Annotated in this window: 20 protein-coding genes; 10 read left to right on the top strand and 10 right to left on the bottom strand. The window is 63.9% G+C overall.

The window, feature by feature from the left end; all coding sequences use genetic code 11:
* Nucleotides 1-86: 86 nt before the first annotated feature.
* The 6 genes from MRBLMS1_RS00635 to MRBLMS1_RS00610 all read right to left on the bottom strand — a co-directional run bounded on the left by MRBLMS1_RS00635 (nt 87) and on the right by MRBLMS1_RS00610 (nt 5911).
* Nucleotides 87-1271: a HupE/UreJ family protein gene (locus MRBLMS1_RS00635; protein WP_485877132.1), complete on the bottom strand. Its 1185-nt coding sequence runs from the start codon at nt 1269-1271 to the stop codon at nt 87-89.
* Complete coding sequence (locus MRBLMS1_RS00630; protein WP_485877131.1) at nt 1268-2479, bottom strand: hypothetical protein; 1212 nt, start codon at nt 2477-2479, stop codon at nt 1268-1270. Before MRBLMS1_RS00630 ends, MRBLMS1_RS00635 begins: the two co-directional genes overlap by 4 nt.
* Nucleotides 2480-2545: 66 nt before the next feature.
* Nucleotides 2546-2794 (bottom strand): hypothetical protein, encoded by a 249-nt coding sequence (locus MRBLMS1_RS00625; protein WP_128143105.1) that lies wholly within the window; start codon nt 2792-2794, stop codon nt 2546-2548.
* A gap of 13 nt (nt 2795-2807) precedes the next feature.
* Nucleotides 2808-4307 carry a DUF4331 domain-containing protein gene (locus MRBLMS1_RS00620; protein WP_139089258.1) on the bottom strand — a complete coding sequence of 500 codons (1500 nt, stop codon included), beginning with the start codon at nt 4305-4307 and terminating at the stop codon, nt 2808-2810.
* Nucleotides 4308-4682: 375 nt separating this feature from the next.
* Nucleotides 4683-5330 carry an NrsF family protein gene (locus MRBLMS1_RS00615; protein ID WP_485877129.1) on the bottom strand — a complete coding sequence of 216 codons (648 nt, stop codon included), beginning with the start codon at nt 5328-5330 and terminating at the stop codon, nt 4683-4685.
* Nucleotides 5327-5911, bottom strand: coding sequence for a sigma-70 family RNA polymerase sigma factor (locus tag MRBLMS1_RS00610; RefSeq protein WP_456130796.1), 585 nt, complete (start codon nt 5909-5911; stop codon nt 5327-5329). The genes MRBLMS1_RS00615 and MRBLMS1_RS00610 overlap by 4 nt, the downstream gene beginning before the upstream one ends.
* A 130-nt stretch (nt 5912-6041) precedes the next feature.
* On the opposite strand from MRBLMS1_RS00610, the gene MRBLMS1_RS00605 reads away from it, so the two are divergent.
* From MRBLMS1_RS00605 to MRBLMS1_RS00575, 7 genes are all read left to right on the top strand, one after another.
* The gene (locus MRBLMS1_RS00605) at nt 6042-6848 is read left to right on the top strand and encodes a DUF1223 domain-containing protein (RefSeq protein ID WP_485877127.1); all 807 of its coding nucleotides are present in this window, start codon (nt 6042-6044) and stop codon (nt 6846-6848) included.
* Nucleotides 6848-7444, top strand: a complete 597-nt coding sequence (locus MRBLMS1_RS00600; RefSeq protein WP_485877126.1) for a cytochrome b/b6 domain-containing protein — start codon at nt 6848-6850, stop codon at nt 7442-7444. Before MRBLMS1_RS00605 ends, MRBLMS1_RS00600 begins: the two co-directional genes overlap by 1 nt.
* A 49-nt stretch (nt 7445-7493) precedes the next feature.
* Complete coding sequence (locus MRBLMS1_RS00595) at nt 7494-8225, top strand: molybdopterin-dependent oxidoreductase (protein ID WP_485878933.1); 732 nt, start codon at nt 7494-7496, stop codon at nt 8223-8225.
* Between the two features lie 83 nt (nt 8226-8308).
* A complete protein-coding gene (locus MRBLMS1_RS00590; protein WP_139089252.1) occupies nt 8309-8596 on the top strand; it encodes a pentapeptide MXKDX repeat protein in 288 nt (95 codons plus the stop codon).
* Nucleotides 8597-8704: 108 nt separating this feature from the next.
* Nucleotides 8705-9259, top strand: coding sequence for a GNAT family N-acetyltransferase (locus tag MRBLMS1_RS00585; RefSeq protein WP_485877124.1), 555 nt, complete (start codon nt 8705-8707; stop codon nt 9257-9259).
* Nucleotides 9260-9325: 66 nt separating this feature from the next.
* Nucleotides 9326-10549 (top strand): MFS transporter, encoded by a 1224-nt coding sequence (locus MRBLMS1_RS00580; RefSeq protein ID WP_485877122.1) that lies wholly within the window; start codon nt 9326-9328, stop codon nt 10547-10549.
* Between the two features lies 1 nt (nt 10550).
* Nucleotides 10551-11228 carry a CatA-like O-acetyltransferase gene (locus MRBLMS1_RS00575; RefSeq protein ID WP_485877120.1) on the top strand — a complete coding sequence of 226 codons (678 nt, stop codon included), beginning with the start codon at nt 10551-10553 and terminating at the stop codon, nt 11226-11228.
* Here the strand turns inward: MRBLMS1_RS00575 and MRBLMS1_RS00570 are convergent.
* Entirely contained in the window at nt 11225-11986 is a 762-nt protein-coding gene (locus MRBLMS1_RS00570; RefSeq protein WP_485877119.1) for an AraC family transcriptional regulator, read from the bottom strand. The genes MRBLMS1_RS00575 and MRBLMS1_RS00570 overlap by 4 nt on opposite strands.
* 86 nt (nt 11987-12072) lie before the next feature.
* Here MRBLMS1_RS00570 and MRBLMS1_RS00565 point away from each other — a divergent pair, with 86 nt between their 5' ends.
* Nucleotides 12073-12834 (top strand): alpha/beta fold hydrolase, encoded by a 762-nt coding sequence (locus MRBLMS1_RS00565; RefSeq protein WP_485877118.1) that lies wholly within the window; start codon nt 12073-12075, stop codon nt 12832-12834.
* Here MRBLMS1_RS00565 and MRBLMS1_RS00560 read toward each other — a convergent pair whose 3' ends face one another.
* Together MRBLMS1_RS00560 and MRBLMS1_RS00555 are read right to left on the bottom strand one after the other, a co-directional pair.
* The gene (locus MRBLMS1_RS00560) at nt 12835-13476 is read right to left on the bottom strand and encodes a LysE family translocator (RefSeq protein WP_034755914.1); all 642 of its coding nucleotides are present in this window, start codon (nt 13474-13476) and stop codon (nt 12835-12837) included.
* 106 nt (nt 13477-13582) lie between these two features.
* Complete coding sequence (locus tag MRBLMS1_RS00555; protein WP_485877116.1) at nt 13583-14659, bottom strand: YeiH family protein; 1077 nt, start codon at nt 14657-14659, stop codon at nt 13583-13585.
* A gap of 106 nt (nt 14660-14765) precedes the next feature.
* On the opposite strand from MRBLMS1_RS00555, the gene MRBLMS1_RS00550 reads away from it, so the two are divergent.
* On the top strand, nt 14766-15668 hold the full coding sequence (locus tag MRBLMS1_RS00550; RefSeq protein WP_485877114.1) for a LysR family transcriptional regulator: 903 nt from the start codon (nt 14766-14768) through the stop codon (nt 15666-15668).
* 12 nt (nt 15669-15680) lie between these two features.
* Here the strand turns inward: MRBLMS1_RS00550 and MRBLMS1_RS00545 are convergent, their stop codons facing one another.
* Nucleotides 15681-16769: a flavodoxin family protein gene (locus MRBLMS1_RS00545; protein ID WP_485877112.1), complete on the bottom strand. Its 1089-nt coding sequence runs from the start codon at nt 16767-16769 to the stop codon at nt 15681-15683.
* 116 nt (nt 16770-16885) lie between these two features.
* Here MRBLMS1_RS00545 and MRBLMS1_RS00540 point away from each other — a divergent pair, with 116 nt between their 5' ends.
* Nucleotides 16886-17458 carry a helix-turn-helix domain-containing protein gene (locus MRBLMS1_RS00540; protein ID WP_485877110.1) on the top strand — a complete coding sequence of 191 codons (573 nt, stop codon included), beginning with the start codon at nt 16886-16888 and terminating at the stop codon, nt 17456-17458.
* Nucleotides 17459-17465 lie beyond the last annotated feature (7 nt).

Genomic DNA, 17465 nt, shown 5'->3' with positions numbered 1-17465 from the left:
TGCGATTGAGAATTGTTCGTATTGTAGCCCGGTTGTGCGCTCTTGTGGCCGGCTTGTGGCCGGCTAGTGGCTGTCCAACAACGCCATCAGCTTGAAATCAGCTTGATGTCGACCACTCTCTCCACCAGCCAGACGGCCGCCACCAGCGCGATGGCCAGCGAGCCGACGGTCAGCACCTGCCGGTACAGCCAGGTCTTGCGCAGCAGCCAGGCGGCGGGGAGGAAGGCGGCGACGATGGCCAGTTGGCCCAGTTCCACGCCCACGTTAAAGCCCAGCAGGCTGGCCATCAGGGAACCCTGGGGCAAGCCCAGGTCGCGTAGCACGCTGGCAAAGCCGAAGCCGTGGATCAGGCCAAAGGCGAAGGCGGCCACGGGGCGCTTGCCGCGGAACAGCGGCAGCAAGTTGTTCAGCGCGGCCAGGATCACCGAGGCGGCGATGGCCGATTCCACCCAGCGCGATGGCAGGGAGATGAGCGACAGGCTGGCCAGGGTCAGGGTGATGGAATGGGCAAGCGTAAATGCCGTGACGACTTTGAAAACGTCAAAAAATGCCGCATTCAAACCCAGATGCGAGGTCTGGGGTCGGACCCTCAGGGTCCGACCCCGGTTTTCTGCCGTTGGGTTTAAGCGCTTTTGTTGCTCGCTTATACCAGGCAGCAGCACGGCCGGCAGCAGCAAGGACAGCAAAAACAAAATATGGTCGTAGCCGATCCAGATATGCCAGATGCCGTGTTTCACATAGGCGCCGAACTGCACCAGGCGGTCGGGTGCGGCCAGGGAAAGCGTCTGGAGCGGGCTGTCCGGGTCGAAGATGGCCGTTTGCGTATTGCCACCGCTATCGATTTTGACGAGTCCCTTGTGCTGCGGATCAAGGTCGGCGAACAAGGTGTAGCCGATGGCGAGACTGGCCGGCGCAGCGCCGGGGCAGCTTGCCTGGAAGCGCAGCACGCTGTAGGCGCCGTCCGTATGGTTGTCGATCAGCTGCTCGACGGCTTTCAAGGGGCACGCGCCCTGGTCGCTGGCCACTTGCAGGCGCTGCAGCGCGTACGCGGCGATGGCCTCGTGGCGCGCGCGGATTTCATCCCACGTCAGGGCGCCATCGCCATTGCCATCGAGGCCGATGGCGAAATCGAGGTCGCGCAGGGCGATATCCCATTGTCCTTCGATCTGCTGGCCGTGGACCTCCAGGCTCAGGTAGCTGTCGCTGGGCTTGTGGGCTTGCGCGGGCGCGAGCCAGGCGCACAGCAGCAGGATGAAAAGGCTGCGTTTCATAGCGCACCTGCCTTCTTCGCAGAACTGATTTTCGCATCATCCTGCCGCCCCAGCTGCCTGACGAGGCGCTGCAAGGCCACGTCTTCCACGCCATTGGCCGCGATCCAGGCCAGCACGGGCTGTGCCGCCGTATAGTTGCGTGCGGCCAGCGATGCTTCCAGCAAGATGCGCATGTCGGGCACTTCTTTCTGAATGGCCCAGTTTTTCTGCGCCAGTTGCAGGGCGGCGGGAATATCCTGCTGCAAAAACAGGGCGAAGCGGGCCTGTTCGCGCTGGTGCACGGTGTCGCCCCGCTGCATGGCGGCGTTGAAGCGGGCCGCCAGTTCCGCTTTTGCCGCCAGGAAGGCCGGCTGCTGGCCGGACTGCGCCTGCAGGGCCAGCGCGTAGCGCAGCAGCAGGGCATCAATGCGCTGCTGCTCTTTCAGCAGCTTGGCGACTTCCTGCGGGCGCTGCCGGTCGAGCAGGAAATCCGCGTAGGCGCCCAGCAGATAGCTGTCGCGCGGCTGCTGCGCCAGCGCCTTGGTATAGCGGGCTTCGGCCAGCGCCCACTCTCCGCGCCGCGTGGCCATTTCCGCCAGCAGGGTTGCTGCCCAGCTTTCCAGTTCGGGCGCCGCGCCGGCGCTCCTTTGCAGGGTCAGCTCCAGCAAGCGCTCGCTGGCGGCGGCGCGGCCCGTGACGCTGGCGATGTTGGCAAGGCAGGTGACGGTGACGAGCTGCGTTGTCAAGGCCGACAGCCGGGCGCAGCTGGCCGTCGCCTTCGCGTAGTCGCCCTGCACGGTGAGCACCGTGGCGCGCGTCAACCACGCTTGCCCGTTGGCCGGCTCCTGCGCGATGACGGCGTCGAGATCCTGCAGCGCGGGGCCGAAATGGTGGGTGCTTTGCAAGATGGTGGCGCGCAGCAGGCGCACGGGGACGGGCGGTGCCGCCTGCCGCCACCAGGGTGCCAGCGCCGCTTGCGCGTAGCCCAGGTAGCGCGGGTCCGTTTCGCTGCGGGCCAGCGCAATATAGCGCTGCGCCAGGCCGCTGGCCAGGGCCAGGTCTTGTGGTTTGGCGTCGAGTTGCTGGCGCAGGCCGCGCAGGGCCAGCTGCGTGGCGTCGGCGCGGCGCGGCAGCTGTTCGATGACGGCGCTGCCATCTTTCGGCGTGTAGGGCGCGGCCCATGCCAGCAAGGGCAAACAGGCGCACAGCAGGGAAATCGGTGTTTTCATCGTGGACGCCATCGACGGGAATGGGTACGGGCGCCGGGGAGCTGACTCCCCGGCGCCCGATGGGGCTTACAGAGGCACCGGCTCCGTATTGTCCGGAGACGTCGCCATGATGGCGTCGATGCCGACGCCATCCTTGTCATCGCTGGTGGTCAGGATGACGTTGCTGACGGCCACATAAAATGCGTCGAGCAGGACGACGGGGGGAGGATTGACGCCACCGTCGCCATTATCGCCGCCGTGGCTGCTACCGCCGCCACCGCAGCCGGCCAGCAGGGCCGTGAGCGCCAGGGCGCCGCATACATAGAGCTTTTTCATCGCGTTCTCCTGGTTACAGCTGCGGCGAACCGGCCACGGGATTTTTCAGGTAGGGGAAGCCTGCCGTGAACGACGTTTCGTCGAGGAAGGCGCCATCCGTGAAGTGCAAGCCGCCGGCGGGGGCGTCGGCCGGGGCGCAGCCGATGTTCAGGGTGCACAGCTTGCCCATGGCCACGCGCAGGACCACGTCGACCACGTCGTCGCCGGGGCGGCGGCCGTTCGGGAAGCCCGCGTTATCGCCGCCGATGACGCCGAGACGGTTCTGCGCACCGACGCTGGTGGCGGCGATGGACGTATTCAGACGCAGCATTTCCGATGCCGTCACGGTAACGGGCTGGTTCACGCCCTTGATGCCCGTCAAAAAGGTGGCGACCAGGTCGTTGCGGGGGAAGTTGGTGGGTGCCTTGGCGCCGGCCGAGCCGTACAGCACTTCCACCAGGGCTGGCGCCGTGGGGTTGGTGACGTAGTCGGCAAATTGCGCGTCGCCCGACGGCTTGCTGGCGTTGAAGCGGTCCTTGTCCTTCAGGCCGATCACCAGTTCATTTACCAGCGGCATGCCCAGGCGCGACACTTGTACCCACGCGCCGCCTTCCTTCGACGCCGCCGTGGCCGTGCCCGGCGCCGGGTTCAGCAAACGTCCCTGGCGCAGGCTGGCCGTGGTCCAGCCGCCGATGACGGGGTCGGCGCCGGCGGTCAGGCAGGCGGTCGGCACTTCCATCTCGATGGCCGTGACGTTTTTCTTGGCCAGGTCATCCTTGGCGGCCGACTCCGCATTCGCGGCAAACTCCGTGGCGGGCGCCTTGATGTTGATCAAATCGAACGTTTCGCCCAAGTTCACGACGAACGGGTCCTTGCGCTGGCCGACGAACAGGCGCGCCGGTGTGGCGCAGCCGGGAATGTTGACGGCGTACACATGCTGCGCGGCATATGCGGCGTAGTTGGGGATGGCCTTGTTGCCGATATTGTCGACGGGCTTGTCGAAGGTCGTGCCGCCACCCGTGGCATTCGTGACGCTGCTGCGCGTGCCCGTGCGGCGGTCTCCCCGCACCACGGTCACACTATAGGTTTCGCGCACGTTCAGGCCGGCCGGGTTGACGGAATCGATGGCGCCGCCGTTGATGACGAGCGGAATCGAGACCTTCTTGCCGCCCACGGTGAACTGGCCATCCTTGATGGTGTTGGTGAAACGGAACTGGAAGGTGAGGTCTTCCTTGCCGTCGCCATTGTTGTCGATATGGATTTCGTACAGCGCGTTCGGGTCCATGGCGAAGTAATTCGGCCCGCCGTAGGCATCCTGCAGGGGAATATAGTCGGCTACCAGCGTGGTGTAGGCCCCGCGCCCCGTTTCATAGCTGCGGAACATATAGAAGTCGGTGGCGTCGACCTTGGGGTTTTGCGTGATGAACGGCGCTTCGCGGTGGCTGGAGGCGAAGGCCGATGGCGCAATCGCCAAGGCCAGCAGGTTGCCCAGGAGGGCGGCGCCCAGTGCGGTTTTCGAGTGTAACAATGACATGTCGATTCTCCCTGATTGTTATGTGCATACGTAGGACTAGCGGGAATTACGGGGCTGCATCAGTTGTACGGGGCGCCAGCACGATCGGATTCATTCCTTGCAAATTATTTTTAGGCAGCGGAATGAACGGCCGCCGATCATCAGGGGGCTGGCGCACGAGGTCGAATCTACGTGCTTATTACACATGTTCAGGAAAAAATATTTTGTGGACAAGAACAGACAGCGGCGCCAGTGATGGCGATAGCCTGTTGCTCTATGTCAAAGCGTATGTGAAGGCGGGCAGGGGGTGCGTGGGAATGCGTGAGTATGCGGGTATGAATACGATAGACGTGCAAAACCCGCTTGACCGGCGCCCCGCTTGCAGGGAGAGTGCGCTTACCAGGCCAGCACTTTGGGCCCGATGGCCGCGCCGATGGCAGTTGGCGCCAGCATGCCCAGCACATACCAGAAGCCGACGAAGCTGGCCGCCAGCTCCGGGCAATGCAGGCAATACACGAGGGCCGCCATGCCGCCGGCGGAAAACCCGGCCGCCGCACCGGCCAGGCGTAGCCGCGTGGGTGCCAGCTGGCGCATCAGGCGCAGCACGGCGGCCAGGATGGGCAGCGACAGCAGGGCGATCAGCAAGGGGCAGCTGCGCCAGGTGGCGCCCCAGAACAGTTCCGCCCGTTGCTCGGGTGGCGCTTCGCTCAGGACGATGGCGCCCAGCGCCCACATCAGCAGCAGAGGCATGGCGAGCAGCAGGGGCAGGGCGCGCGTGGCGGCGCCCGGCACGCACAGACGGCGGCTGACGTGCCAGGCTGCCAGGGAGAGGCAGATGACGAAACCGACCTTGATCCAGAAATCGGGCAGCTGGGCCAGCTGTTCCAGGTTGGGCCGCACGCCCAGCAGCATGGCCATCAGGGCCACGCTGGCCAGCAGCCCGGCGCCCAACGTGGATGCGGTGCGCCAGTGCGTGCCCGGCGGCGGCGCGGCGGCCACGTCGGGGCCGTTGGCCAGCATGGTGATCAAGTCATCGGTTTTCATGGTGTCGTTATCCTCAAGTTGGCTGCCAGTGCTTTCAAGCCGCGATGTACGGCCACTTTGACGCTGGCTTCCGAAATCCGCATGGCGGCCGCCGTGTCGCGCACGGACCAGCCATCGAGCTTGGTGTGCACGATGGCGTCGCGCTGCTGCGCCGGCAAGGTGGCCAGCAGCTTGCCCAGGTCGCGGCTGGCCTCGGCCGCCTCGGCATCGGCGCTGGAAAACAGTTCCTGCGCGCTATCTTCTTCGTCGTACGGCAAGTGCTGCGCCTCGCGCCGCCCATGCCGGCGCAGCCAGTCGATCAACTTATAGCGCGCGATCGCATGGATCCACGACGTCAGCGGCACCCCCGTGTCATACGTCAAGCGCTGGTTGTGGATGGCCAGCAGACACTCCTGCACCAGGTCTTCCACCTCGTCCGGCCAGCGCAGCAGGCGGCGCCGGAAAAAGGCGCGCAAGTGCTGGCTGCTTGCCTGCAAAAAACTGCGGTAGGCCGCCGCATCGCCATCGAGCCCGCGCAGCATCAAGCCATGCAGCCGCAGTTCCGTGCCATGCAGGTGTTCGCTTACAGGTATTCGTTGCATGCAGGCCTTTGGTGACAGGCGTTGGAAAAATAAATTCAAAAAATAATGGATGGTGGCTGTAACCAATCCGCGGCATGCGGCGAATTGACAGGCAAGCACGCTTCTTAATTCAATATACCGGGTAACGACCATGGACATCAAGCACCGCCTTGCAACACTGCTTTTACCCGTACTGAGCATGACTGTGGCCGCCCCGGCCATGGCGCAAATGGCAGTCGGCCAGCGCTGCGCCGTGCAAAGCGGGCCCCAGACGGCGGCGCTGGTGGAGCTCTACAGCAGCGAAGGCTGCTCCAGCTGCCCGCCCGCCGACCAGCGCCTGAGCGCCTTGCGCAAGGAAGCGGGAGCGGCCAGCCTGATCGTGCCGCTGGCCTTGCACGTCACCTACTGGGACCAGATCGGCTGGACGGACCCGCTGGCGCAGGCGCAATTCGATGCGCGCCAGGCCGAATTGCTGCGCCACCAGCCGCGCCACGTGGCCTACACGCCGCAGTTCTTCGTCGGCGGCACGGAATTGCGCAGCTGGGATACGCAACTGCCAGCCGCCATCCGCCGCATCAACGCCACCACCGCGCCCGTCAATATCGGCCTGTCCGCCACGCCGGGGCCAGGTGGGAAACTGGTGCTTGAAGCCAATGCCAGCGCGCCGGACGCGCGGACGAGCGGCCAACTGTACGTGGCCATCAGCGAAAGCGCCATCGTGTCCAAGGTGCTGCGCGGCGAAAACCGCGGCGCCACCCTGCATCACGACGCGGCCGTGCGCCTGTGGCTGGGGCCAGTTGCGCTGGCGCAAGGCCGTGCCCAGCTGCGCCGTGAAGTCAAGCTGCCCGCCAGCTGGCGCCCGGAGCAGCTGCAAGTGGTGGCCTTCGTGCAGCGCAGCGACAGCAGCGCCATCCTGCAAGCCGTCAGCACGGCATCCTGCGCGAAGGGAGCGATGTGATGAACGGACAAGCAAGCGTGATCCACCCAGCCTGGCTGCGCATCACGCACTGGCTCAATGCCGTGGCCGTCGTGGTGCTGGCCACCAGCGGCTGGCGCATCTATAACGCGGCGCCGTTTTTCCCGTTCGAACTGCCGCGCGCCCTGACCCTGGGAGGCTGGCTCGGCGGCGCCCTGCAGTGGCATTTCGCCGCCATGTGGCTGCTGGTGGCCAATGGCTTGCTGTATCTGCTGATTAACATCGTCTCGGGGCGGCTGCGGCGCCAGTTCTTTCCCCTGTCGCCGCGTTTGCTGTTGGCCGATTTGGTCGCCGCGCTGAAGGGCAAGCTGGCCCATGCGGACCCGCGCCACTACAACATGGTGCAGCGCACCGCCTACCTGTTCGTCATGCTCGACTGCATCGCGCTGGTGCTGTCCGGCCTGGTGTTGTGGAAATCCGTGCAATTTCCCCTGCTGCGCGAGCTGATGGGGGGCTACGAGAGCGCGCGCAGGGTCCACTTCATCGCCATGGCGCTGCTGACAGGCTTTGTCGGCGTGCACCTGCTGATGGTGGCGCTGGTGCCGCGCACCCTGGTCGCCATGCTGCGCGGCCGCTAAGGAGATGAGCATGAAAAAAACCATCATTGTGCAAGAGCAGGGCCAGGCCATGCTGGCCAGCGCCTTGCGCCAGATCAAGCAGCCGTCGCGCCGGCTGTTCCTGCAGCGCAGCTTGACCCTGGGCGGCCTGTCCTTGCTGACGGGATGCAACGCCAGCGACCCGTCCGGCATCGAGACAGCCTTGACGGCGGTCTCGCGCTTCAATGACAAGGTGCAAGGCTGGCTGTTCGACCCTAATAAACTGGCGCCGACTTATCCCGATTCCATGATCACGCGGCCGTTTCCGTTCAACGCGTATTACGGCGAAGATGAAGTGGAAGAGGTCGACGGCGAGGCCTGGCGCCTGGAATTGAGCGGCTTGATCGCCGACAAGAAAGCGTGGACCTTGCCCCAGTTGCGCGCCTTGCCGCAGGAAACGCAGGTGACGCGCCACATCTGCGTGGAAGGCTGGAGCGCCATCGGCAAGTGGGGCGGCGTGCCGTTTTCCCACTTCCTCAAGCGGGTGGGCGCCGACACGACGGCCAAATACATCGGTTTCAAATGCGCCGACGATTATTTTACGAGCATCGACATGGCGACGGCCCTGCATCCGCAAACCATCATGGCCCTGACGTATGACGGCCAGGAATTGCCGCCCAAATATGGCTATCCGATGAAACTGCGCATGCCGACCAAGCTGGGCTACAAGAACCCCAAGCACATCCAGGCCATTTTTGTCACGAATACCTATCCGGGAGGGTATTGGGAGAATCAGGGATACAACTGGTTCGGCGGCTCCTGATCACTTTTGGCAACACCTGTAGCACAGCAACAGCTTTACCACCGGGCAATCTCGCCCATCCCACACTGAGACAAGGACCTATCATGAAAACCACCATCACCGCCATCATCGCTTCCGCCATCCTCATGTCGGGCGCCGCATTTGCCCAGGACGCCATGAAAAAAGACGCCATGGCCAAGGACGCTTCGGCCGATGCCATGCACAAGGATGCGATGGACAAGGACGGCATGAAGAAGCCGATGGCCAAGAAGCACATGAAGAAGGATCACATGGCCAAGGATGGCATGGCAAAAGACGGCATGGCCAAGGGCGAGATGAAAAAGGATGAAATGAAGAAAGATGGCATGGCCAAGGATGCGATGGCCAAGTAAGAAAGAACCCTTGCGCCGCCTGTCGTGGCGGTGCAAGGCCAACGATGGTATTGACGCGGCAGGCCGGATACCGCAGAGTGCAGTGACGACGCGCAACTCTGGAGAACCATGCAGCCATTGCCCACGATTGTAACGCCACAGACCATTTTGACCGTGCTCCACCCCGGCAATGCGGGTCTGTTGCTTGCCTACCAGCAGGAAAACAGGCATCACCTGGCGCCGTGGGAGCCCGAACGCGACAGCCAGTTCTATACCGCAGATGCCTGCCATGCGCGTGCCGCGAGCGCTTGGCGCGCATTCCTGGATGGCAATGCCGTCAATTTCATCGCCATCGGACGCGACTCGCAGAAGATGGTTGCCGGGTGTAACTTCACGAATATCGTCAGGGGGCCGCTGCAGGCCTGCAATCTTGGCTACTCCGTCGCCAAGGCTTGCGAGGGCCGAGGCCTGATGCGCGAAGTGGCGGCGGCGGGGATCGGCTATGCCTTCGGGGAGCTGGGTTTGCACCGCATCATGGCCAACCACATGCCGGCCAACGTGAAAAGCGAGCGCCTGTTACGTACGCTGGGATTCGAGCGCGAAGGTTATGCCAGGGCCTATCTGAAAATTGCCGGCCAGTGGGAAGATATGGTGCTCAATGCGCTGATCAACCCGCAAGGATAGGAAGCCGTGGCACGCGGATGAGCAGAGACTTGTATACTAGATATCTCTCCCGATACCCGCAGAGCCATGACCGACCCGTCCGCCACCTCGCTGTCCGCAACGCCCACCGTTACCGACAAATCCCTGCGCCGCCGCTCGCTGTTCGCCGCCTGCAGCGCGCATGCCGTGCATGACGGCTTGACGGACGTCATCTACGTGCTCTTGCCCATCTGGCAGGCGCAGTTCGCCATCAGCTACGCCATGGTGGGCCTGCTGCGCGGTTCGTACTCGGGCATGATGGCAGGCTTCCAGTTGCTGGCCAGCCGCCTGGCCAGGCGCTGGGGGCGCGAACGCCTGCTGGTGGGCGGCACGGCCTTGGCCGGCGTCGCCTACCTGGTCGCGGGGCAGGCGGGCGGCCTGGCCGTGCTGCTGTTCGCCTTGCTGCTGGGCGGCCTGGGTGCCAGCACCCAGCATCCGCTGGCCTCGTCCATCGTCACCGATACGCACGAGGCGGGTGGCGGTGTGAAGGAAGCGCTGTCGCACTACAATTTTGCCGGCGATATCGGCAAGACCCTGATACCCGCGCTGGTGGGCTTGCTGTTATTGGTCTGCAGCTGGCAAGCCAGCGTCTCGCTGCTGGGTTTGCTGGGGCTGGCGGCGGCCGGCTTGCTGTGGTGGCTGCTGCCCAAGCCCGGCGACATCCAGGCCAGCCAGAAAAAAGTAAGCAAGCCTATTGCGGGCAATGGTTCGCCCGCGAGTTTCCGCGCCTTGCTGGCCACGGGTACCCTGGACAGCGCCGTACGCATGGGTTTTCTCACTTTCCTGCCATTCCTGCTGAAAAGCAAGGGGGCGGGCACGGCCGGCATCGGCGTGGCCTTATCGCTGCTGTTCGTGGGCGGCGCCTTCGGCAAGCTGCTGTGCGGCTATCTGGGCGCACGCATCGGCATGATGAAGACCGTGTGGCTGACGGAATCGATGACCTCGCTGCTGATCGTGCTGGCCCTGTTGCTGCCGCTGGCCGGCGTCATGGCCATGCTGCCCCTGCTGGGGCTGGCGCTGAACGGCACCTCGTCCGTGCTGTATGGCGCCGTGCCGGAACTGGCCGAGCCCGGCAAGCGCGAGCACGCGTTTGCCCTGTTCTACACGGGCAGCATCGGCGGCGGCGCGCTGTCGCCCGTGCTGTTCGGCGCGCTGGGCGACCATACGAGTGTGAACACGGCCTTGCTGGCGCTGGCGGCCGTATTGCTGTTGACTTTGCCATTGGCGTGGAAGGTGCAGCGGGGCCTGGCGCACGGTGGCGATACAGTATGACTTGCCCACCGGCACCGCCATCGTCTACACTCGCCGCATGAAAAATTTTGAAAAGCGGCGCGACCGCTATGACTTGTTCCGGGCGTTTGACAATCCCCTCGTCAACATCAACTTCCAGCTCGACGTGCCGGATTTCCGTCCCTGGTGCAAGGAACGGAAAATCCCCGTATTCCACTTTTTCCTGTTCTGCCTGCTCAATACGGTCAGGGAAATCGACAATTTCATGTACCGTATCCACCAGGGCGAAGTGATCAGGATCGACGATTTCCCCGCCTCGTACACCGTCATCAACGGCGACGAGAACCTCAACTACACGCGCTTCGCGATGACGGACCAGCTCGATCTATTCATCGCGCGCAGCCTGGAAGCGAAACGCCTGGCCGAAGCGAGCAGCACGTTGATCAACACGGGTGCGGGAGAAACCGAGCGCGAGCAGCGCAACAATATCTTCATCACCTGCCTGCCATGGCTGGAGCTGGCGGCCATCGAGCACCCGATTTACCGTCACCGCGACGCCGACATCCCGACTTTTACCTGGGGCAAGTTCGGCCCCGCGCAGGACGATGGCCGCATGCGCGTGCCGTTTTCCGCCCAAGCCCACCATGGCTTTGTCGACGGCTACCATGTGCAGAAACTGGCGCAGGCGCTGGCGCAGCGCATCGCCGCCATCATTGTCTAGTTCGACAGATAATCGCTGGGCGCCTGGCCCAGCACGCGGCGGAAGGCGGCCGTGAAGGCGCTGGGGCTGGCATAACCGAGGTCGAGTGCGATCCTGGTGACGGCTTGCCCCTCGGCCAGCCGTGTGATGGCGGCCAGCAGGCAAGCTTGCTGGCGCCATTGGGCAAAGCCCAGTCCCGTCTGGATGCGGAATTGCCGCGTAAAGGTGCGTCGGCTCATGCCTGCCTGCGTCGCCATCGCATCGAGATTGCTGTCCAGGCTCGGTTGCTGCAGCATGTTCATGCATAGCTTTGCCAGCCGCGGTTCCTGCGGCAGGGGCGCACTCAGGGGCAGGGGCCTGGCGGCAGCAATCTCATCGAGCAGCAAGGCCATCAATCGTCCTGCCCGCGATTGTTCCGCATACAGGGCGTCGACGGTCACGGCCTCGGCCAGCAACTGGCGCAGCAGCGGCGGTGTGTCCAGCACCTGGCAGTGGGGCGGCAAGCCGGCACCGTCGATGGCGGCTGCGTCGATAAACACGTTGTGCATGGTCACGGCGCCATGCATGCGCATGCCGTGGACGAGCTGGACCGGCACCCAGCAAGCGCGTTGCGGCGGCACCAGCCAGCTGCCTTGCGGTGTGTGCACGCTGATGACACCGCGCGCCGCATACGCGAATTGCCCGCGCGCATGGCTGTGGCTGGGAAACATCGCGCCTGCGCCATAGTCGCGCGCCGTGACGATCAAGGGGCGCGGCACTTCCGTATAAAAATCATCCATGGCCCGTACTCTACAGTATTTGACCTGCCATCGAAGGCGGGCCGCTTGCTGGCCGCTTACCATCACACTCTTTTTCAGGAGTGAACATGCACAACACCTATCATCGCGTGGGCCATGGCGCCCACGCCGTCATCGTCCTGCACGGCTGGTTTGGCGACGCGCACGCGTTCGGGCCGATGGAAGCGGCCCTCGATAGCGGCGGTTTCAGCTATGTCTTCATGGACAATCGCGGCTATGGCGGCATGCGCGGAGCACATGGCAGCTACTCGATGGACGAGGTCGCCCGCGACGCGCTGGCCCTGGCCGATGCCCTGGGCTTTGCCACGTTCAGCGTGGTGGGACACTCGATGGGCGGCATGGCGCTGGAACGGCTGGCCTTGCTGGCGCCCTTGCGCCTGCGCAAACTCGTGGCCGTGGCGCCAGTACCCAGCTGTGGCGTGGCGCTCGATGGGGCGGCGCGGCAACTGTTTCTCGACGCCAGTGGCAATGTGCAGGCGCGGCGCGCCATCATCAACCGCAGCACGGGAGAACGCTTGCCAGCCGCCTGGCTGGACTGGAAGGCGCAATACTCCTGGGAAAGTTCGGACCAAGCGGCGTTTGCCGCCTATTTTCTCGCGTGGAGCGGGACGGATTTCAGTGAAGACATCAAGGCGGCGCGCGTGGAACTACCGTTGCTGGCGCTGGTGGGGGAGCATGACCCCCGTTTTGATACGGCCCTGATGCGCCGCACGTATCTGGCGTGGTACCCGCAAGCCCGGCTCGAGGTGCTGGGCAATGCGGGACACTATCCGATGAATGAAACGCCGCTGGCCCTGGCGGCCAGCATCGAGGCGTTTCTACTGGCGTAATTACGCGGCCTTGCTGCGCAGGCGCAGCAGGCTCAGGCCCAGCAAGACGAAGGCGCCGCCCGTGATGCGGTTGAACAGCTTGGCGCGGCCCGGCGTGGCCAGCTGGGTTTTCAGCAGGCGCGCCAGGTTGGCGTAGAACAAATGGGCCAGCATGGCGCAGGCAACAAACGAGGTCGTCAGCACGGTGAACTGGATGGCCACGGGTTCGCCCGGCGTGATGAATTGCGGGAACAGTGCCGAGAAGAACAGGATGGCTTTCGGATTGGTCAGCGCGACCGTCAAGCCCTGGCGGAACAGTTTCCAGAACGAATTGGGATTCGCCGCGCCAGCCACCACGGGTGCGTCGGCCACGACGCTGGTCTTGCTGCGCCATTGCTTGATGCCCAGGTACACGAGGTACAGGGCGCCAGCCAGTTTCAGCAGCATGAAGGCCGTGGCCGAGGTGGCGAGCACGACGCCCATGCCGGCCATGGCCACGCCGGAAATGATGAACAGGCCAAACCCATTGCCCATGCTGCTGATCATCGCGCGGCGCGGGCCGACGGCGATGGCATTCGAGATGGCCAGCAAGACGGCCGGGCCTGGAGAAAACGTGACGAGCAGGGCGACGCTGCAGAAAAGCAGCCAGTTCGAGAGGTGCATGGATGTTCCTGGATGGGGCCGAAGCCGGTTTGAGAGTCAAAACACTTGTATTGTACGAAGTTTTCGGCTCCCGCGTCAGTGACCCCGGCTTGAATCCGGCTCAAGGTCAGGCAAACAGGCTGGCAACCACGTGGTTGATGGCGGCGCCACCGGCGATCAGCCAGCAGAACAGGATGCCTGCCAGCAACAGGGGCTTGATGCCGGCGCGGCGGATGGCCGACATATGTGTCGTCAAGCCCAGGGCCGCCATGGCCATGGCCAGCAGGACCGTGTCGAGTTCGGTAATGGTGGCCACGGTGCCCGCTGGCAGCAGGCCCAGCGAATTGAAGGCGACCACGGCAATGAAGATGAAGGCAAACCAGGGGATGGCCAGCTTGGCCGCCTTTTCCTTGCCACCGGCCTTCGCCTTGCCGCGCGCCAGCACGGCCGACAGGATGACGAGAAACGGCGCCAGCATCATCACGCGCACCATCTTGGCGATCACGGCCGCATTCGCCGCTTCCTGCCCGATCGACTTGCCGGCCGCCACCACTTGCGCCACTTCATGCACGGTCGAGCCGATATACACGCCAAAGGCGGCAGGCGTGGCGCCCAGTACATGCCAGCCCAGGTTCAGCTGGTACAGCAGCGGATACAAAAAGATGGCGATGGTGCCGAACACCACGACCGTCGAAACTGCCACGGTGACGTCTTCGCTGCGTCCCTTGACGACGGGTTCAGTCGCCATCACGGCCGCCGCGCCGCAGATCGAACTGCCCGCGCCGATCAAAATGGCGCTGTTGCGTTCCAGCTTGAATACCTTGGTGCCGAGGAACATGGCCAGGCCAAACGTGGACGCCAGCACCAGCGCATCGATGGCGATGCCGGCCAGGCCGACCTGGCCGATATCCTGGAAGGTCAAACGAAAGCCGTACAGGATGATGCCGAGTCGCAATAAGGTCTGCTTGGAAAAGGCCACGCCCGCGCCGCAGGTGGGCGCCAGGCGGCCGTACACGCTGTTGCCCAGCACGATGCCCAGCATGATGGCCAGGGTCAGCGCGCTCATGCCGTGGCTTTGCATCCATTCCAGCTTGCCCAGCGCGATGGCGGCATAAGCGATTGCGCCGCTCAGCAGCAGGCCAGGCAGAAGGCGGCCATAGCGGTCGCTGAAATTGCTTGTGTTCGTTGTTGAGAGGGATGACATACCGTGCTCCGTGTTCTGTATTCGTATGTCATGACTGTACAGTTCGCTGATTAAATGGTAAAACGGATTGTTTTGGTATGTTTAACTTAAAAAATAGGTAGATGAGATGGCGTTGACCTTGCGGCAGTTGCAGATTTTCCTTGCCGTGGCGGACACGGGCAGTACCAGTGCGGCTGGCGACTTGATTGCGCTGTCGCAATCGGCCACGAGCGCGTCCCTGAATGAGCTGGAAACCTTGCTGGGCGCGCAACTGTTTGACCGGGTGGGCAAGCGATTGCTGCTCAACGACAATGGGCGGCTGCTGCTGCCGCAGGCGCGGCAGATGCGCGACGGGGCCGCCAGCATCGAGCGCCAGTTCGCGGGCGCCGATCCGTCCGTGCCCGTCAGCCTGCAGATCGGCGCCAGCACCACCATCGGCATCTATCTGCTGCCGCAGATCCTGGCGCAAGCGGCGCAGCAATACGGGCGCAGCATTCCGCAGGTGACGATTGCCAACACGGCTGACATCGCGGCCTCCGTGGCGGAGTTCCGTGTCGATATCGGCCTGATCGAAGGGCCGTGCCACGAAGCGGGCTTGCTGGTGGAACCGTGGCTGACGGACCAGATGCTGATCGTGGCCGCACCCACGCATCCGCTCGCGCAGCTGCGCCATCTGCTCAGCTTTACGGAACTGAACCAGGCAGGCTGGCTGCTGCGCGAAGCGGGCTCAGGCACGCGCGAAGCCGTCGAGCAGGCGCTGGTGCCGTATCTGCACTATCTGCGCGCCGCAGGCGAGTTCAGTAATTCGGAAGCCATCAAATATGGCGCGGCGGCGGGTCTGGGCATCGCCTGCCTGTCGCGCGTCGTCGTGGCCGATCTGCTGGCCGGCGGGCAACTGGTGGAACTCGAGACCATGCTGCCGCCATTGGAGCGCAACTTTTATCTGATCCGCCAGTCCAAGAAGATACTCTCGCCGCGTCTGGCCGGTTTCCTGGAGCTATGCCGCCACGCATCGCGCATGGCGGGCTAGCTGTGCCGGGTGTCATTTTGGCCGGGGAGGCTGGAGCTCCGCATCGGGCGGCGCCAGCGTGCCTGCGCGCAGCCGTTGGACGGCGACGGCCACGGCGCGCGCCACGTTGCGTACCTCTTCCTGCAGATTGGTGTCATGGTCGAGAGTATCGTGGCTTTGCGCGTAACTGTCGTAATAGCCGATGTAGCGGTCCAGCCGCGCCTTGGCGCCTGCGTCAACCAGGCCCATCCAGTCCAGCCAGTCGGACAGGCCCCGACGCACGCCTTCGATGCCGGCCACGTCGCCATGCACGACGAGGCCATACGCGCGCCCGGCCAGGTGTTTCGGGTAATTCCAGCCTTGCAGTTCGAGCGCCTTTGCTTCCGTGGCTTTCTTGCCGTGCGTGGACGTGGGATCGGGATTGCCGCCATCGGCGCAGACGAGCCGGTCTATCATCAGCTTGAGTACGCTGGGCGTCTGGTACCAGTACACGGGCGTGAGGATGATGACGGCGTGCGCGGCCGTCCAGCGCTCGTAAATTTCCGCCATCCAGTCATTCGTCTGCCGTTCGCCATGGTTCGGGTAGCAGCTGCATGGCCAGTGGCACAATGGCATGGCTGTCGAGACACAGCCCTTGCACGGATGAATGTGCAAATCATACGAGGAGGTCAGCAAGCTCAGGTCCAGCACGTCCGTTTCGATATTGTCGACCTGCAGTACTTCCCTGGTCCATTGCGTCATGCGCCACGTTTTCGACATTTCACCGGGGCAAGAACCGTCATTGCGTGCCGCGCCGCAGATCAGCAGCACGCGCGACGCCGTGCCGGGGTCTTTCTGGCGCGCTTCGGCGGCCAGCAGGCGGTCGCGCGTGGCTTTCCACTCCACGGACAAGTCGTAATCGGGGTCAAGAAAACCGGGCCCGGCCTTCTGTGTCACGGGTGCCTTGCGGCCATCCTGGTAATTCTTCCACGCCACTTCTTCCACCTGCACCAACGCGCCGCGCACGGCGTCGAACGCGGGATCGGCATATGAGCGAATGAACTGCAAATGGAATTCGACCCTGCCCAGCGGCGCGGGCGCCTGACCCAGACGTGGCTGGGGAGTGGCGGGAGTGGAGGCCATGGCTTTTCCTTGAAGTGATGGCGTATCGTGCCTGGGGAGGGCTTGCTGGTCTGTGCGCTGAACAACTGTGCAGCAACTGCTTGCCAAGTTCTCTTTTGTGGGATAAATTCCCATATATGGAAAATTCAACATTGACTGATAACGAGACGGAACAGCGGCTGGCCGCGCGTTTGAAACAGTTGCGGGTGGAGCAGGGCTGGTCGCTGGATCAACTGGCCAGTGCCAGCCAGGTCAGCCGCGCCACCCTGTCACGCCTGGAAAATGGCGAAGTCAGCCCGACAACTAGCGTGCTGGGCAAGCTGTGCGCCGCGTACGGCCTGGCCATGTCGCGCCTGCTGCGCATGGTGGAAGACGATTTCCCGCCCCTGTTGCGGCGGTCTCAGCAAAGCGTATGGACGGACCCGGACACGGGTTTTCGGCGCCGCTCCGTTTCGCCCCCGTCACGCGCGCTGGCCGGCGAAGCGCTCGAATGCGAACTCGATGCGGGCGTGACGATCACTTATGCCGCCTCGCCCCGGCCCGGCATGGAACACCATCTGTTGCTGCAGGAAGGCAAGCTGAACGTGACCGTCGACGGCCGCGCGCACGATTTATTGGCCGGCGACTGCCTGCGCTACCAGTTGCACGGCCCCAGCGCGTTCACGACGCCGCCAGACAGCGGCGCCCGCTATTTTCTCTTTCTTGTCTGAGGTCGCC

This window comes from Massilia sp. LMS1-1-1.1 (assembly GCF_040815535.1).
Taxonomy (GTDB): Bacteria; Pseudomonadota; Gammaproteobacteria; order Burkholderiales; family Burkholderiaceae_D; genus Janthinobacterium; species Janthinobacterium aestuarii.
This window is presented reverse-complemented; position numbering and strand designations above follow the sequence as displayed.

Coding starts and splice junctions, on each gene's coding strand:
- MRBLMS1_RS00635 (WP_485877132.1), bottom strand. CDS start 1,271: ATGAAACGCAGCCTTTTCATCCTGCTGCTGTGCGCCTGGCTCGCGCCC.
- MRBLMS1_RS00630 (WP_485877131.1), bottom strand. CDS start 2,479: ATGAAAACACCGATTTCCCTGCTGTGCGCCTGTTTGCCCTTGCTGGCA.
- MRBLMS1_RS00625 (WP_128143105.1), bottom strand. CDS start 2,794: ATGAAAAAGCTCTATGTATGCGGCGCCCTGGCGCTCACGGCCCTGCTG.
- MRBLMS1_RS00620 (WP_139089258.1), bottom strand. CDS start 4,307: ATGTCATTGTTACACTCGAAAACCGCACTGGGCGCCGCCCTCCTGGGC.
- MRBLMS1_RS00615 (WP_485877129.1), bottom strand. CDS start 5,330: ATGAAAACCGATGACTTGATCACCATGCTGGCCAACGGCCCCGACGTG.
- MRBLMS1_RS00610 (WP_456130796.1), bottom strand. CDS start 5,911: ATGCAACGAATACCTGTAAGCGAACACCTGCATGGCACGGAACTGCGG.
- MRBLMS1_RS00605 (WP_485877127.1), top strand. CDS start 6,042: ATGGACATCAAGCACCGCCTTGCAACACTGCTTTTACCCGTACTGAGC.
- MRBLMS1_RS00600 (WP_485877126.1), top strand. CDS start 6,848: ATGAACGGACAAGCAAGCGTGATCCACCCAGCCTGGCTGCGCATCACG.
- MRBLMS1_RS00595 (WP_485878933.1), top strand. CDS start 7,494: ATGCTGGCCAGCGCCTTGCGCCAGATCAAGCAGCCGTCGCGCCGGCTG.
- MRBLMS1_RS00590 (WP_139089252.1), top strand. CDS start 8,309: ATGAAAACCACCATCACCGCCATCATCGCTTCCGCCATCCTCATGTCG.
- MRBLMS1_RS00585 (WP_485877124.1), top strand. CDS start 8,705: ATGCAGCCATTGCCCACGATTGTAACGCCACAGACCATTTTGACCGTG.
- MRBLMS1_RS00580 (WP_485877122.1), top strand. CDS start 9,326: ATGACCGACCCGTCCGCCACCTCGCTGTCCGCAACGCCCACCGTTACC.
- MRBLMS1_RS00570 (WP_485877119.1), bottom strand. CDS start 11,986: ATGGATGATTTTTATACGGAAGTGCCGCGCCCCTTGATCGTCACGGCG.
- MRBLMS1_RS00565 (WP_485877118.1), top strand. CDS start 12,073: ATGCACAACACCTATCATCGCGTGGGCCATGGCGCCCACGCCGTCATC.
- MRBLMS1_RS00560 (WP_034755914.1), bottom strand. CDS start 13,476: ATGCACCTCTCGAACTGGCTGCTTTTCTGCAGCGTCGCCCTGCTCGTC.
- MRBLMS1_RS00555 (WP_485877116.1), bottom strand. CDS start 14,659: ATGTCATCCCTCTCAACAACGAACACAAGCAATTTCAGCGACCGCTAT.
- MRBLMS1_RS00550 (WP_485877114.1), top strand. CDS start 14,766: ATGGCGTTGACCTTGCGGCAGTTGCAGATTTTCCTTGCCGTGGCGGAC.
- MRBLMS1_RS00545 (WP_485877112.1), bottom strand. CDS start 16,769: ATGGCCTCCACTCCCGCCACTCCCCAGCCACGTCTGGGTCAGGCGCCC.
- MRBLMS1_RS00540 (WP_485877110.1), top strand. CDS start 16,886: ATGGAAAATTCAACATTGACTGATAACGAGACGGAACAGCGGCTGGCC.